Origin of the sequence: Pseudomonas iranensis, assembly GCF_014268585.2 — a bacterium.
Classification (GTDB): Bacteria; Pseudomonadota; Gammaproteobacteria; order Pseudomonadales; family Pseudomonadaceae; genus Aquipseudomonas; species Aquipseudomonas iranensis.
Map to the genome: position 1 here is coordinate 5,668,171 of NZ_CP077092.1, position 15,740 is coordinate 5,683,910.

The following is a 15,740-nucleotide window of genomic DNA, read 5'->3' on the forward strand; positions in this document are numbered from 1 at the left end:
GAGGCGTGCGGCCCACACCGCGGGCAGATGGCACGCAGGAAGCCCGGACTAATAAGATGGCATTGAAATCCCCCGCGTTTCGTAAAAAATTTCCGTTGTTGGTAACCGGCAGTCTGCTGGCTATGCAACCTCTGGCCAGTCAATTCGTTGTTGCCGCCGAGCAGTATGACTGCTCCGTCTCGGCTACGGGTGGCTGGGATTGTGCGCCCAAGTCGCCCGCTGCGGCCTTGCCGCCGCGTCCGGTGCATGACGGCAGTGCCGTCAGCGCTGCCGGCGAGACCCCGGCCGACAACGGTTCCGGCGCAGAGACCGGTGCGAAAACCGCACTGGTCACCGAAGCCAAGGGCCGTGGCCTGAAATCCCGTAGCGAAGACTACAGTCACCTCGACTGGGTTCCGCGCGAGAAGCTCACTGCCGCGCAACTGGCCGAGACCGGTCCTTACTGCTCTGGTTCCTATATCGAACCGATTCGTCCTGGCATGAATGACAAGACGAATAAAAGTGACGCGCCGACCTTCATCGGTGCAAAAGCGTCGCGTTACGAGCAGGACACCCAGGTCGCCAGCCTTGCCGGTGACGTGATCATGCGTCAGGGCAGCATGCAGGTCGAAGCCGACGAGGCCAACCTGTATCAGGCCGAAAGCCGTGGCGAACTGGCCGGTAACGTGCGCATCCGCGACAACGGCGCGCTGATCGTCGGCGACCACGCCGATGTGCAGCTCGACACCGGCGAAGCCAAGGTCGACAACGCCGAATACGTGATGCACAAATCGCGCATTCGCGGTAACGCGCTGTACGCCAAGCGCGCCGAAAACGCGATCATTCGTCTGAAGGACGGCACGTACACCACGTGCGAACCGAACAGCAACGCCTGGCAGCTCAAGGGCAACAACATCACCTTGAACCCGGCCACCGGTTTCGGTACCGCGACCAACGTGACGTTGCGCGTCAAAGACATTCCGATTCTGTACACCCCGTACATCTACTTCCCGATCGACGACCGTCGCCAGTCAGGCTTCCTGCCGCCGACCATCGGCTCGGGCAGCGACACCGGCTTCATGCTGGTCACCCCGTACTACTTCAACCTGGCGCCTAACTATGACGCCACGTTGTACCCGCGTTACATGAGCAAGCGCGGCATGCTGGTGGAGGGTGAGTTCCGCTACCTGACCAAGTCGAGCGAAGGTCAGTTCGGTGCGGCGTATCTCAACGATGAAAACGACGATCGCAAGCTTCAGTCCGACTACAAGGACACTCGCTATATGTACAACTGGCAGCACAAGGGCGGTCTCGACTCCCGCGTGCTGACCCAGGTTGACTACACCAAGATAAGCGATCCGTATTACTTCCAGGACCTGCAAACCGACCAGATCGGCGTCAAGAGCGACGACTTCGTCAACCAGCAGGGCTCGGTCACTTATCGTGGCGACAGCTACACCGCACGCCTGAATGCCCAGCAGTATCAGCTGGCTACCGTGTCGAATATCACGCCTTATGGTCGCCTGCCGCAGATCACTTTCAATGGTCAGCTGCCGTATCATCCGGAAGGTCTGAATTTCGACTACGAGACCGAGCTGGTTCGTTTCGATCGCGATCTACGTGATGGTGACTTCATCAATGAAGATGGCATTGCCGAACGACGTCTCGACACAAACATCACCGGCTTGGCTCGCGCCAACGGCGATCGCCTGAATCTGAAGCCGGGCGTCAGCCTGCCGATGAACTGGACGTATGGTTTCCTCAAACCATCGTTGAAGTATCAGTACACGCAGTATCAGCTTGATCTCGACCAGCAAGGCAAAAGCACGCTACTGGCTGGTGAAGACTACAGTCGCAACCAGAACCGTGGCGTCCCTATAGCCAGCGTAGATAGTGGACTGTACTTCGACCGCAATACCTCCTATTTCGGCAAGAACTATCGCCAGACCCTAGAACCACGTCTCTTCTATCTCTACGTACCTGAGAAAGATCAGGAAGACATTCCGGTTTTCGACACCAGCGAGTACACCTTCAACTACGCCTCGCTGTTCCGCGACAACCGCTTCTCCGGCGCCGACCGTGTCGGTGACGAGAACAAGCTGTCGCTGGGCGTGACCAGTCGCTGGATCGAAGACAACGGTTTCGAGCGTCAGCGCATCAGCGTCGGCCAGGCTCTGTACTTCAAGGATCGCAAGGTCCAACTGCCGGGTATCGCTTTCAACGATCGTGACGACGCGAAGTCCGACGTATCGCCATACGCGCTGGAATACGAATACCGCTGGAACCGCGATTGGCGCACCACCGCCGACTACAACTGGGATCCGGACAGCCGCAGCCCACGCTCCGGCAGTGCGATGTTCCATTACCAGCCGGAAGACAACCCGAACAAGGTGGTCAACGTTGGTTATCGCTATCGTAACGACCAGGTTCGTTATGACCAGAACACCGGTAAATGGCAGGTGGGCGGCGGTGACTATGGCACCCCGGGTCAACCTGGCTACGTGAAGGACTACTACAAGATCCAGCAGCATGATTTCTCGGTCATCTGGCCGATCGTTCCGCAGTGGAACGCCATCAGCCGCTGGCAGTACGACTACAACCGCAATCGCACGCTGGAAGCCTTCGGTGGTTTCGAATACGACAACTGCTGCTGGAAACTGCGCCTGATCAATCGTTACTGGGTCGCTTATGACGAAAACAGTCAGAACGCCCCGGAAAACGAAAAAGGCGACCATGGCATCTTCCTCCAAATTGTTCTGAAGGGACTCGGCGGCCTGACTGGCGCCAAGGTAGAGAGCTTCCTCGACAAAGGCATTCAAGGTTATCGTGAACGTGAAGACCAAGCTTTCTGATTGTCTGCGCCCGGTGCTGCTGGGCGCGTTGTTCCTGGGTACGGCGGCCAACGCCGCCGTACAGTCCATCGATAAAGTGGTGGCGATCGTCGATAACGACGTGGTCATGCAGAGCCAACTGGACCAGCGCGTTCACGAAGTTCAGCAGACCATCGCCAAGCGCGGTGGCGGTCTGCCGCCTCCGGGCGTGCTCGATCAGCAAGTGCTCGAGCGCCTGATCGTCGAAAACCTGCAACTGCAGATCGGCGAACGCTCCGGCATCCGCATCACTGACGAAGAGTTGAACCAGGCTGTCGGCACCATCGCCCAGCGCAACAACATGACTGTTGATCAGTTCCGTGCTGCGCTGGCTCGCGATGGCCTGAACTATGACGACGCCCGTGATCAGATCAAGCGCGAAATGATCATCAGCCGTGTGCGTCAGCGTCGCGTGGCAGAACGCATTCAGGTTTCCGAGCAGGAAGTGAAGAACTTCCTCGCCTCTGACCTCGGCAAGATGCAACTGTCCGAAGAACTGCACCTGGCCAACATCCTGATTCCGACCCCTGAAAGCGCCAACTCTGAAGCGATTCAGAGCGCTTATCGTCAGGCCATGGATGTTTACCAGCAGCTCAAGCAAGGCGCTGACTTCGGTCAGATGGCCGTGGCCAAATCCGGCAGCGACAACGCGCTGGAAGGCGGCGACATGGGCTGGCGTAAAGCCGCACAACTGCCACCTCCGTTCGATCGTGAGCTGAGCAGCATGGCGGTTGGCGACGTCACTCAGCCTGCGCGTACGCCGGGCGGCTTCATCATTCTGAAGTTGCTGGGCAAACGTGGCGGCGAAGCGCAGATGCGCGACGAAGTTCATGTGCGTCACATCCTGGTCAAGCCGAGCCCGATCCGCGACGAAGCCAAGACCAAGGCACTGGTGCAATCGTTGTATGACCGCATCACCGCCGGCGAAGACTTTGCCGAACTGGCGAAAAACTATTCGGAAGATCCGGGTTCCGCCCTTAACGGTGGCGACCTGAACTGGATCGACCCGAACGTGCTGGTACCGGAATTCCGCGAAGTGATGGCTTCGACCCCACAAGGTCAGCTGTCCAAGCCATTCCAGACCCAATACGGCTGGCACGTGCTGGAAGTCCTTGGCCGTCGCGCCACTGACGGCACCGAACAGGCCCGTGAGCAGCAAGCCATGACCGTACTGCGGAACCGCAAATACGACGAAGAGCTGCAGACCTGGCTGCGTCAGATCCGTGACGAAGCGTACGTAGAGATCAAACTCCCTGGTGCAGACCAGGCAGCGCAGTGAAACCCAAGCGTTTCGTGCTGACACCCGGCGAACCAGCCGGCATCGGTCCCGACCTGTGCCTGCTGCTCGCTTCGCAAGCCCAGCCACATCCCCTGATTGCCATCACCAGCCGCGACCTGCTCCTTGAGCGGGCCGCGCAGCTGGGGCTGGCCATCAACCTGCTGGATGTCGCGCCGGGGCAGTGGCCAGATGTTCCGGCGCCGGCCGGTAGCCTGTATGTCTGGGATACGCCGCTCAGCGCACCGGTGGTTGCCGGGCAACTGGACAAGGCCAACGCGGCGTTCGTCCTCGAAACCCTGACCCGCGCCGGCAACGGTTGCTTGAACGGCGACTTCGCCGGGATGATCACCGCGCCGGTGCACAAAGGTGTGATCAACGAGTCGGGTATCGCGTTCTCTGGACACACTGAATTTCTCGCCGACCTGACGTACACCGCGCAGGTAGTGATGATGCTGGCCACTCGCGGTTTGCGCGTAGCTCTGGTCACCACGCATCTGCCTCTGCGCGAGATTGCCGACGCCATCACCCCGGAGCGACTGGAGCGAGTGACTCGGATCCTGCACGCCGACCTGCAAGACAAATTCGGCATCGCCCGGCCCCGCATCCTGGTCTGCGGTCTCAACCCGCACGCCGGTGAAGGCGGCCACTTGGGCCATGAAGAAATCGACATCATCGAACCGACATTAGAGCGCCTGCGCGGCGAGGGCATGGACCTTCGTGGCCCGCTGCCTGCCGACACTCTGTTTACCCCCAAATATCTGGAGCACTGCGACGCAGTGCTGGCGATGTACCACGACCAGGGCTTGCCCGTGCTCAAGTACAAAGGCTTCGGCGCTGCGGTCAACGTGACGCTGGGCCTGCCGATCATCCGCACCTCGGTCGACCATGGCACCGCCCTGGATCTGGCCGGCAGCGGCAGGATCGACACCGGCAGCCTGCAAGTCGCCCTGGAAACCGCCTACCAGATGGCCGAGACCCGTTTATGAACGAGCAATACCAACACAAGGCGCGCAAACGCTTTGGTCAGAACTTCCTCCACGATGCCGGCGTTATCGACCGCATCCTGCGCTCCATCCACGCCAAGCCTGACGATCGCCTGCTGGAAATCGGCCCCGGTCAGGGTGCGCTGACCCAAGGTTTGCTGGGCTCCGGCGCGCAACTCGACGTAGTGGAGCTGGACAAGGATCTGATCCCGATCCTCAACCAGCAGTTTGCCAGCATGAGCAATTTCAACCTGCATCAGGGCGATGCGCTGAAGTTCGACTTCAATACGCTGAATGCCGCGCCGAACAGCCTGCGGGTGGTTGGCAACCTGCCGTACAACATCTCCACGCCGCTGATTTTTCATCTGCTGGACAACGCCGGCATCATTCGCGACATGCACTTCATGTTGCAGAAAGAAGTGGTCGAGCGTCTGGCCGCAGGTCCGGGTGGCGGTGACTGGGGTCGCCTGTCGATCATGGTTCAGTACCATTGCCGCGTGGAACATCTGTTCAACGTCGGCCCAGGCGCATTCAATCCACCGCCGAAAGTCGATTCGGCGATCGTTCGTCTCGTGCCCCACGCGGTACTGCCGCACCCGGCCAAGGATCACAAGTTGCTGGAGCGCGTCGTCCGCGAGGCGTTCAACCAGCGCCGCAAAACCCTGCGCAATACGCTCAAGCAATTGCTCAGCAACGCGGAAATCGAGGCCGCCGGCGTCGATGGCAGCCTGCGTCCCGAGCAACTGGATCTGGCCGCATTCGTGCGCCTGGCTGACCAGCTCGCGATACAGGTTCCGGTCGCTCCTGCCGCCGACTGACCTGCGATGAACGCTATCGGGCAGCACACCACTCTGGTTTACTGCCCGATACTTGCCTAGACTGATTCCCCATCAGCTACGCCCCGCGTTCCGCTTCGTTAAGGCCCTCTTGCATGTCCGATTCCCGTTATCAGGTCGATGTCAGCGTCGTCACCCACTATCTGGCAGACCAATCGCAACCCGAACACGACCGTTTCGCCTTCGCCTACACCATCACCGTGCAGAACAACGGCGAGATTGCGGCCAAGCTTTTGTCCCGGCACTGGGTGATCACCGATGGTGACGGCCATGTCGAACAAGTGCGCGGTGAAGGCGTCGTCGGCCAGCAACCGTTGATCGATGCAGGCAAGAGCCACACGTATACCAGCGGCACGGTGATGACCACCAAGGTCGGCACCATGCAGGGCACTTATCAAATGCTCGCCGATGACGGCAAACATTTCGATGCCGTCATCAAACCGTTTCGCCTCGCCGTACCCGGAGCCCTGCACTGATGACGACTTACGCCGTCGGTGACCTGCAAGGCTGCCTCGAACCGCTCAAGTGCCTGCTCAAGCAAGTCGCGTTCGACCCGGCGCTTGACCGGTTGTGGCTGGTCGGCGATCTGGTCAACCGCGGCCCGCAGTCGCTGGAAACCCTGCGCTTTCTCTACGAGATGCGCGAGTCGCTGGTCTGCGTGCTCGGCAATCACGACCTGCACCTGCTGGCAGCCGCGAAGAAAATCGAGCGCTTGAAGAAAAGCGACACTCTGCGCGAAATCATCGAGGCCCCCGACGGCCCGCAATTGATGGAATGGCTGCGCCAGCAGAAGCTGATGCATTACGACGAAACACGCGATGTTGCGATGGTCCATGCCGGCATCCCGCCGCAATGGTCGCTGCGCCGTGCGTTGAAGTGCGCCGCCGAAGTCGAGACCGCCCTGCGTGACGACAACGTGTTCCCCGCCTACCTTGATGGCATGTACGGCAACGAACCGGCGAAATGGGACAACGACCTCAAAGGCATTGATCGCCTGCGGGTGATCACTAATTATTTCACACGCATGCGCTTTTGCACCGCCGAGGGCAAGCTCGACCTCAAGAGCAAGGAGGGCCTGGACAGCGCCCCGCCCGGCTACAAGCCGTGGTTTCAGCACAAGGAGCGCAAGACCAAAGGCCTGCGCATCATCTTCGGTCACTGGGCTGCGCTCGAGGGCAATATCCACGAACCGGGCATTTCCGCGCTGGACACCGGATGCGTATGGGGCGGCAGCCTTACGCTGATGAACGTCGACAGCGGCGAACGTCTGTCATGCAAATGCGACGAGCACGGCGGGCTTGCACACACGGTTGCGCCACTTATCCCCGAATCTTCGCCAGTCGACGCGCCGCGTTAGACTGCACTTTCAGTTGAGCTACAGGAACCCGCCATGAGCGAATTCAAACGAATCCCCCCGGAACAGGCGCAGGCCCTGCGTGAACAAGGCGCCGTCGTGGTTGACGTACGCGATCCAGCGACTTTCGCCGCGCTGCACATCAGCGGTTCGAAGCATCTCGATAACCACTCACTGCACGCTTTCATTCAAGGCGCCGACCTTGATGCACCGACCGTCGTGGTCTGCTATCACGGCAATTCCAGTCAGGGTGCAGCCGCCTATCTGGTCAGCCAAGGCTTCTCTGACGTCTACAGCATGGATGGCGGTTTCGAGCTGTGGCGTACGACTTATCCGTCGGAAACCGCGCAAGGCACCGCCGAATAATTTTTTTGCGCAGCGCAGGCCCCGGCTGCCGTGGGCCTGCGCGCGGCAGACGAACGGTCTGCCACAACTAATTACGTATCTCGCCTTTACCTCTCGAATTCCCAACTATCCTTAAGCGCAGGCCATCCAAATCAGGGGAGAGCCGGTACACCGGCGCGCGGGTCATCGGGAGTAGCTTTCGCGGTTTGTCGACCGTGGGAGGATTCTGGGGGGTAAACAGCAGCTGCCACAGCGACTGCTGCCAGCATCGACTGAGTGATCCGGCGTCGGCTCCACGTATCGAGCGAGGTGACGTCATGAGTATCTTTAGCCACTTCCAACAACGCTTCGAATCCACACGCCAGGAAGAACTCTCTCTGCAGGAGTACCTGGAGCTGTGCAAAAACGATCGCAGCGCCTACGTTTCCGCCGCCGAGCGTCTATTGATGGCGATCGGCGAACCGGAACTGCTCGACACTTCGACCAATTCGAGGCTGTCGCGCATATTCTCCAACAAGGTGATCCGCCGCTATCCGGCCTTTGAAGACTTCCACGGGATGGAAGAATGCATCGACCAGATCGTCTCGTATTTCCGCCACGCCGCCCAAGGCCTGGAAGAGAAGAAACAGATTCTTTATCTGCTCGGCCCCGTTGGCGGCGGTAAATCGTCCCTGGCCGAGAAGCTGAAACAGCTGATGGAGAAGGTGCCCTTCTACGCCATCAAGGGCTCGCCGGTTTTCGAGTCGCCTCTGGGTCTGTTCAACGCCACTGAAGATGGCGCGATCCTCGAGGAAGACTTCGGTATCCCACGACGCTACCTGAACACCATCATGTCGCCCTGGGCGACCAAGCGCCTGGCCGAATTCGGCGGCGACATCAGCCAGTTCCGCGTGGTCAAGCTGTACCCGTCGATCCTCAATCAGATTGCGGTGGCCAAGACCGAACCCGGTGACGAGAACAACCAGGACATCTCGGCGCTGGTCGGCAAAGTCGATATCCGCAAACTCGAAGAATTCCCGCAGAACGACGCCGACGCCTACAGCTACTCCGGTGCGCTGTGCCGGGCCAACCAGGGCCTGATGGAATTCGTCGAAATGTTCAAGGCGCCGATCAAGGTGCTGCACCCTTTGCTGACCGCTACTCAGGAGGGCAACTACAACAGTACCGAAGGCCTCGGCGCGATTCCGTTCACCGGGATTTTGCTGGCTCACTCCAACGAGTCGGAGTGGCACACCTTCCGAAACAACAAGAACAACGAGGCGTTCATCGACCGGATCTACATCGTCAAAGTGCCGTACTGCCTGCGCGTCAGCGATGAAGTGAAGATCTACGACAAGTTGCTCTTCAACAGCTCCCTGTCCAAGGCGCACTGCGCACCGGACACCCTGAAAATGCTCGCGCAATTCACCGTGCTGTCGCGCCTCAAGGAGCCGGAAAACTCCAACATCTATTCGAAGATGCGCGTCTACGACGGTGAAAACCTCAAGGACACTGATCCGAAGGCCAAGTCGATTCAGGAGTACCGCGATTCGGCCGGTGTCGACGAAGGCATGAACGGCCTGTCGACCCGCTTCGCCTTCAAGATCCTCTCCAAGGTGTTCAACTTCGACCCGCACGAAATCGCCGCCAACCCGGTGCACCTGCTCTATGTGCTGGAGCAGCAGATCGAACAGGAACAGTTCCAGGCCGAAACCCGCGAACGCTACCTGCGCTATCTGAAGGAGTACCTGGCGCCGCGCTACATCGAGTTCATCGGCAAGGAAATCCAGACCGCTTATCTGGAGTCCTACAGCGAATACGGTCAGAACATCTTCGACCGCTACGTGCTGTACGCGGATTTCTGGATTCAGGATCAGGAGTATCGCGACCCGGAAACCGGCGAGATCCTCAACCGCGTGGCCCTGAACGAAGAACTGGAAAAAATCGAAAAACCTGCCGGCATCAGCAATCCGAAGGATTTCCGCAACGAGATCGTCAACTTCGTCCTGCGCGCCCGGGCCAACAACAACGGCAAGAACCCGACCTGGCTCAGCTACGAAAAACTGCGGGTGGTCATCGAGAAGAAAATGTTCTCCAACACCGAAGACCTGCTGCCCGTCATCAGCTTCAACGCCAAGGCCAGCAAGGAGGATCAGCAGAAACACAACGACTTCGTTACGCGAATGGTTGAACGTGGCTACACCGATAAACAGGTACGCCTGCTGTCCGAATGGTACCTGCGGGTCCGCAAGTCGCAGTGAGGCAGCTGCAAGCTATAAGCCACAAGCTGCAAGAACAAAGCGCGTGAACCCGAAAACACGGGCATTCGCTTCTACTTGCAGCTTGCAGCTCAAAACTTGAAGCTCCCCGGAGGGGCCTTATGAGCTATGTGATCGACCGACGCCTCAATGGCAAGAACAAGAGCACGGTAAACCGCCAGCGTTTTCTGCGGCGTTACCGTGACCACATCAAGAAGGCTGTCGAAGAGGCAGTCAGTCGCCGCTCCATTACCGATATGGAGCACGGTGAACAGATCAGCATTCCCGGTCGCGATATCGACGAGCCGGTGCTTCATCATGGACGCGGCGGCAAGCAGACCGTGGTGCATCCCGGCAACAAGGAGTTTACTGCCGGCGAACACATCGCCCGCCCACCGGGAGGCGGTGGTGGACGCGGTCCGGGCAAGGCGGGAAACTCCGGCGAAGGCATGGATGAGTTTGTCTTCCAGATCACTCAGGAAGAATTCCTTGAGTTCATGTTCGAAGACCTCGAATTGCCGAATCTGGTCAAACGCAACCTGACCGGCACCGACACGTTCAAAACCGTACGCGCCGGGATCAGCAACGAAGGTAACCCTTCACGCATCAATATCATCCGCACCCTGCGCTCAGCACATGCACGTCGTATTGCCCTGTCCGGCAGCAGCCGGGCAAAGCTTCGTGAAGCCAAGGAAGAGCTGGCACGGCTCAAGCGCGAAGAACCGGACAACTTCGGCGATATCCAGGAACTCGAGGCTGAAATCGAGAAACTCAGCGCGCGCATTCACCGCGTGCCGTTCCTCGACACCTTCGATTTGAAATACAACTTGCTGGTCAAGCAACCCAACCCCAGTTCCAAAGCAGTGATGTTCTGCCTGATGGACGTTTCCGGCTCGATGACGCAGGCGACCAAGGACATCGCCAAGCGCTTTTTCATCCTGCTGTACCTGTTTCTCAAGCGTAACTACGACAAGATCGACGTGGTGTTCATCCGTCACCACACCAGCGCCAGGGAAGTGGACGAAGAGGAGTTTTTCTATTCTCGTGAGACCGGCGGCACCATTGTTTCCAGCGCCCTGAAGCTGATGCAGGAGATCATGGCCGAGCGCTATCCGAGCAATGAGTGGAATATCTACGCCGCTCAAGCCTCCGACGGCGACAACTGGAACGACGATTCGCCGATCTGCCGCGACATCCTGATCAATCAGATCATGCCATTTGTGCAGTACTACACTTATGTGGAGATCACCCCGCGCGAACACCAGGCCCTGTGGTACGAATACGAACGCATCGCCGAAGCCTTCTCTGACACGTTTGCGCAGCAGCAACTGGTCTCGGCCGGAGATATCTATCCGGTCTTCCGTGAACTCTTCCAGCGCAGGTTAGTGACATGACCGCCAAAGAGCAGAAACGCCAACCGATTTCCACCGGCTCCGAATGGACATTCGAGCTGATCCAGACCTACGACCGCGAAATCGCCCGGATCGCGGCCCGTTATGCTCTGGACACCTACCCCAACCAGATCGAAGTGATCACCGCCGAACAGATGATGGACGCCTATGCCTCAGTGGGCATGCCGCTGGGCTATCACCATTGGTCGTACGGCAAACACTTCCTCAGCACAGAGAAATCCTACAGCCGCGGGCAAATGGGCCTGGCCTACGAGATCGTGATCAACTCCGATCCGTGCATCGCCTATCTGATGGAAGAAAACACCATCTGCATGCAGGCCCTGGTGGTGGCTCACGCCTGCTATGGCCACAACAGCTTCTTCAAGGGCAACTACCTGTTCCGCACCTGGACCGATGCCAGTTCGATCATCGATTATCTGGTGTTCGCCAAGCAGTACATCATGCAGTGCGAGGAACGCCACGGCATCGACGCCGTAGAAGATCTGCTCGACTCCTGCCATGCCTTGATGAATTACGGCGTCGACCGCTACAAGCGGCCGTATCCGATTTCCGCCGAAGAGGAACGCCGGCGGCAAAAGGACCGTGAAGAGCACCTGCAAAAGCAGATCAATGATCTGTGGCGCACTATTCCCAAAGGCGCGGACAAATACAGCGATAAGGACAACGCCCGCTTCCCGGCCGAACCACAGGAAAACATCCTCTATTTCATTGAGAAACACGCACCGCTGCTGGAGCCGTGGCAGCGCGAAATCGTGCGCATCGTGCGCAAGATCGCCCAGTATTTCTATCCGCAGCGCCAGACCCAAGTCATGAACGAAGGCTGGGCAACGTTCTGGCATTACACGCTGATGAATGATTTGTACGACGAAGGCCTGGTCACCGACGGCTTCATGATGGAGTTCCTCACCTCGCACACCAGCGTGGTGTTTCAGCCTGGCTTTGACAGCCCGTACTACAGCGGCATCAATCCCTATGCGTTGGGTTTCGCCATGTATCGCGACATTCGGAGGATGTGCGAAGAACCCACCGAAGAAGATCGCCGCTGGTTCCCGGACATCGCCGGCTCCGACTGGCTGTCGACTATCAAGTTCGCCATGAGCAGTTTCAAGGACGAGAGTTTCATCCTGCAGTACCTGTCCCCCAAGGTGATCCGCGATCTGAAGCTGTTCAGCATTCTCGATGACGACCAGAAAGACGACCTGCTGGTGCCGGCCATTCATGATGAGGGCGGCTACCGGATCATCCGGGAAACCCTGGCAGCGCAATACAACCTCGGCAATCGTGAGCCGAACGTGCAGATCTACAGCATCGATCGGCGCGGTGATCGCTCGCTGACCCTGCGCCATCAGCAACACGATCGCAAACCATTGGGCGACTCCACCGAAGAAGTGCTCAAGCACCTGCACCGGCTCTGGGGCTTCGACATTCATCTGGAAACCCTGCAAGGCGACCAGATCATGAAAACCCATCACGTGCCGCCACGCAGTGAACACAGCGAAGGCGATTACGGCCGGCTCGATCTGGCCGTGATTCATCTTTGATCCGGTTCCGGCCTCCGAAAGTCTGACGCAAGGGTTATCCTGTCGGACTGACGGAGGTTTTTTATGCAGGTTTACAAGGTTGGCGGCGCGGTACGTGATCGCCTGTTGGGGTTGCCGGTCACTGATGTCGACCGGGTCGTGATCGGTGCGACCACTGAAGAAATGCTCGCCCAGGGATTCCGCCCGGTCGGCGCGGATTTCCCGGTGTTTCTGCACCCGAAAACCGGTGAGGAATACGCCCTCGCCCGCACCGAGCGCAAAAGCGGTCGCGGTTACGGCGGTTTCACTTTCTACGCAAGTCCCGAAGTCACGCTTGAAGAAGATCTGATTCGCCGCGACCTGACGATCAATGCCATGGCCGAGGACGATCAGCTCAACCTGACCGATCCGTACCATGGTCAGCGCGATCTCGAAGCACGAATCCTTCGCCATGTTTCCCCGGCGTTTGCCGAAGATCCGTTGCGAGTGCTGCGCGTTGCCCGTTTTGCTGCGCGTTACGCGGGACTGGGCTTCACGGTCGCCGACGAGACCATGGGGTTGATGCGCCAGCTCAGTGAGTCCGGCGAACTGCAGGCGCTGACTGCCGAACGCAGTTGGAAGGAGATTTCCCGGGCACTGCTGGAAGACCACCCACAGGTGTTCATTCAGGTCTTGCGCGACTGTGGCGCGCTGAAAGTACTGATGCCGGAAGTTGACGCCTTGTTCGGCGTGCCGCAGCCGGAAACTCATCACCCGGAAATCGACACGGGCCTGCACACTTTGAGCGTGCTGGAGCAATCGGCCCTGCACAAGCAGCCGCTGACGGTGCGCTGGGCCTGCCTGCTGCACGACTTGGGCAAAGGTCTGACGCCGGAAGAAGAATGGCCCCGGCATATCGCCCATGAGCACACGGGGCTGAAGCTGATCAAAGCGGTCAACGAGCGCTTCAAGGTCCCCAAGGACTGTCAGGAACTGGCGCTGCTGGTCGGGCAGTATCACACCCATGGGCACCGGGCGCTGGAGCTGAAAGCCTCGACGCTGCTGGAGTTATTGCAGAGCTTCGATATCTATCGCCGGCCGCAGCGCTTCGAAGAGTTTATCGTCGCGTGCGAGATGGACGCCCGTGGCCGCAAGGGCCTGGAGCAGCGAAGTTATCCACAGGCGGATTACTTGCGCGGAGCGGCGAAAGCTGCACGAGCGGTGGCGGTGCAGCCGTTGCTGGAGCAGGGATTCAAGGGGCCGGAACTGGGTGAAGCGCTGAAGCGGGAACGGTTGAAAGCATTGAAAGCCTACAAAGACGCGGCGACAGCCTAAAAAACTTCGCGAGCAGGCTCGCTCCCACCGGAGACCTCGATCCCACGTGGGAGCGAGCCTGCTCGCGAAAGCGCATTTGATATCACCGCAAATCCGAAGGCGTGAGCTGCTCCCCCCGCCATTCGAACGCAACCGGCGCCAACACCTGATCAATTTGCGCCTCAGCCCACAACGTCGCAAAGCTTTGGCCCACCCCCGGATGCACCCGATCCGGAGCAATCAGTGACAGCGGCCACAGCACAAATGCGTTTTTCAGGATTTCCGCACGCGGCAGGATCAATCCATCGAAATTACCCACCAGATCGCCATACAACAGCACGTCGATATCCAGCGGCAAGCCCTTGCGATCCGGTGCATAGCGACCGTTATCCGCCTCAATGAATTTCAAGCGGCGATCAAGCTCCATCAACGGCAGATCGGTGTAGGCCGAGACCACGAAATTGAAGAACGGCCCGCTCTTGATGCCCACCGGCTGGCTCTCGAACACCGCCGAACACCGGATATCCACCAGGAACGTGGCCAGCGCATCGAGACCTGCGCGCAAATGGGTTTCGCGCTCGATATTGCTACCGAGCCCGAGGTAGACTTGAATCAGCGACATCCGCGCTCGATCTCCACACCCACACCACCCTTGGCGGCCGGAACGGCGCCCGGCTTGGTCAGTTTCAGTCGCACCCAGGTGATCTTGAATTCGGCCATGAGCACTTCAACCAGACGCTCGGCAAAGGTTTCGACCAACTGGAACTGCGCCTGCTCGGCGAAGGCCTGAATGCGCGTGGAAACACTGGCGTAATCGAGCGCCAGGGTCAGGTCGTCACCGGCGGCAGCCGGGCGATTGTCCCAGGCGAAGCTCAGATCAAGACGCAGGCACTGACGGATGCCACGCTCCCAGTCGTAGGCACCGATCACGGTGTCGACTTCCAGGCCCTCGATAAACACTCTGTCCAAGCACTTCTCTCCGCTGCACGACAAGGGCGCGATGCGCCGTTAGAATCAGGGCGTCCTCGCCCGGAATAGTTAGCATGTTTTGGTTACTGGCGATTCTCGCCTACCTGCTCGGCTCGCTGTCCTTCGCCATTTTGCTCAGCCGCCTGACCGGAAATCCGGATCCGCGAATGAGTGGCTCGGGTAATGCCGGCGCCACCAACATGCTGCGCCTGGCCGGTCGCAAACTGGCGATCCTGACCCTGCTCGGTGATCTGTGCAAAGGCCTGCTGCCGGTGCTGATCGCCTCGGGCGCGGGCCTCTCACTGCAGGATCAGGCCTGGATTGGCGTGTGCGCCGTGATCGGTCACCTGTTCCCTTTGTACTTTCGCTTTCGCGGCGGCAAAGGCGTTGCCACTGCCGCCGGCATGCTGCTCGGCCTGTATCCACCCGCCGCGCTGCTGGCGGTGTGCGCCTGGCTGCTGACGTTCTACCTGACCCGCACCAGCTCGCTGGCGGCGCTGATTGCCACGCCACTGACCCTGCCGTTGCTGGCCTGGCAGGAGCCGGAAGCCTTGCTGCCAATGAGCGCGCTGACCTTGCTGATTGTCTGGCGCCATCGCGGCAATCTACGCGACCTGTTTGCCGGGCGCGAACGGCATTTCTGACTGCCGTCCATGAGCGTCG

General features: G+C 59.3%; 14 protein-coding genes. 12 read left to right on the forward strand and 2 right to left on the reverse strand.

All coding sequences use genetic code 11. The features are described 5' to 3' along the window. Positions 1-56: 56 nt before the first annotated feature. From HU724_RS25645 to HU724_RS25695, 11 genes are all read left to right on the forward strand, one after another. A complete protein-coding gene (locus HU724_RS25645; RefSeq protein ID WP_186568886.1) occupies positions 57-2,831 on the forward strand; it encodes an LPS-assembly protein LptD in 2,775 nt (924 codons plus the stop codon). Next, the gene (gene surA / locus HU724_RS25650) at positions 2,806-4,128 is read left to right on the forward strand and encodes a peptidylprolyl isomerase SurA (protein ID WP_186568887.1); all 1,323 of its coding nucleotides are present in this window, start codon (positions 2,806-2,808) and stop codon (positions 4,126-4,128) included. The genes HU724_RS25645 and surA overlap by 26 nt, the downstream gene beginning before the upstream one ends. Continuing rightward, positions 4,125-5,114 (forward strand): 4-hydroxythreonine-4-phosphate dehydrogenase PdxA, encoded by a 990-nt coding sequence (gene pdxA / locus HU724_RS25655; RefSeq protein ID WP_186568888.1) that lies wholly within the window; start codon positions 4,125-4,127, stop codon positions 5,112-5,114. Before surA ends, pdxA begins: the two co-directional genes overlap by 4 nt. Then, a complete protein-coding gene (rsmA, locus tag HU724_RS25660) occupies positions 5,111-5,929 on the forward strand; it encodes a 16S rRNA (adenine(1518)-N(6)/adenine(1519)-N(6))-dimethyltransferase RsmA (RefSeq protein ID WP_186568889.1) in 819 nt (272 codons plus the stop codon). The genes pdxA and rsmA overlap by 4 nt, the downstream gene beginning before the upstream one ends. A 113-nt stretch (positions 5,930-6,042) precedes the next feature. Next, positions 6,043-6,423 carry a Co2+/Mg2+ efflux facilitator ApaG/CorD gene (gene apaG / locus HU724_RS25665; RefSeq protein WP_122506055.1) on the forward strand — a complete coding sequence of 127 codons (381 nt, stop codon included), beginning with the start codon at positions 6,043-6,045 and terminating at the stop codon, positions 6,421-6,423. Next, entirely contained in the window at positions 6,423-7,304 is an 882-nt protein-coding gene (locus HU724_RS25670) for a symmetrical bis(5'-nucleosyl)-tetraphosphatase (RefSeq protein WP_125916528.1), read from the forward strand. Before apaG ends, HU724_RS25670 begins: the two co-directional genes overlap by 1 nt. 33 nt (positions 7,305-7,337) lie before the next feature. Then, positions 7,338-7,667, forward strand: a complete 330-nt coding sequence (gene glpE / locus HU724_RS25675) for a thiosulfate sulfurtransferase GlpE (protein WP_016772893.1) — start codon at positions 7,338-7,340, stop codon at positions 7,665-7,667. Between the two features lie 296 nt (positions 7,668-7,963). Then, complete coding sequence (locus tag HU724_RS25680) at positions 7,964-9,886, forward strand: PrkA family serine protein kinase (RefSeq protein ID WP_016772892.1); 1,923 nt, start codon at positions 7,964-7,966, stop codon at positions 9,884-9,886. A gap of 119 nt (positions 9,887-10,005) precedes the next feature. After that, the gene (locus tag HU724_RS25685) at positions 10,006-11,277 is read left to right on the forward strand and encodes a YeaH/YhbH family protein (RefSeq protein WP_039757709.1); all 1,272 of its coding nucleotides are present in this window, start codon (positions 10,006-10,008) and stop codon (positions 11,275-11,277) included. Next, a complete protein-coding gene (locus tag HU724_RS25690; protein WP_073476558.1) occupies positions 11,274-12,836 on the forward strand; it encodes a SpoVR family protein in 1,563 nt (520 codons plus the stop codon). The genes HU724_RS25685 and HU724_RS25690 overlap by 4 nt, the downstream gene beginning before the upstream one ends. 63 nt (positions 12,837-12,899) lie before the next feature. After that, the gene (locus HU724_RS25695) at positions 12,900-14,129 is read left to right on the forward strand and encodes a multifunctional CCA addition/repair protein (protein ID WP_186568890.1); all 1,230 of its coding nucleotides are present in this window, start codon (positions 12,900-12,902) and stop codon (positions 14,127-14,129) included. 82 nt (positions 14,130-14,211) lie between these two features. Here the strand turns inward: HU724_RS25695 and folK are convergent, their stop codons facing one another. Together folK and folB are read right to left on the reverse strand one after the other, a co-directional pair. Further along, entirely contained in the window at positions 14,212-14,730 is a 519-nt protein-coding gene (folK, locus tag HU724_RS25700) for a 2-amino-4-hydroxy-6-hydroxymethyldihydropteridine diphosphokinase (RefSeq protein ID WP_186568891.1), read from the reverse strand. After that, positions 14,721-15,077, reverse strand: coding sequence for a dihydroneopterin aldolase (folB, locus tag HU724_RS25705; RefSeq protein ID WP_016772885.1), 357 nt, complete (start codon positions 15,075-15,077; stop codon positions 14,721-14,723). Before folB ends, folK begins: the two co-directional genes overlap by 10 nt. A 74-nt stretch (positions 15,078-15,151) precedes the next feature. Between folB and plsY the strand changes: the two genes are divergently transcribed. Further along, positions 15,152-15,721, forward strand: coding sequence for a glycerol-3-phosphate 1-O-acyltransferase PlsY (gene plsY, locus HU724_RS25710; RefSeq protein WP_186568892.1), 570 nt, complete (start codon positions 15,152-15,154; stop codon positions 15,719-15,721). Positions 15,722-15,740: the final 19 nt, after the last annotated feature.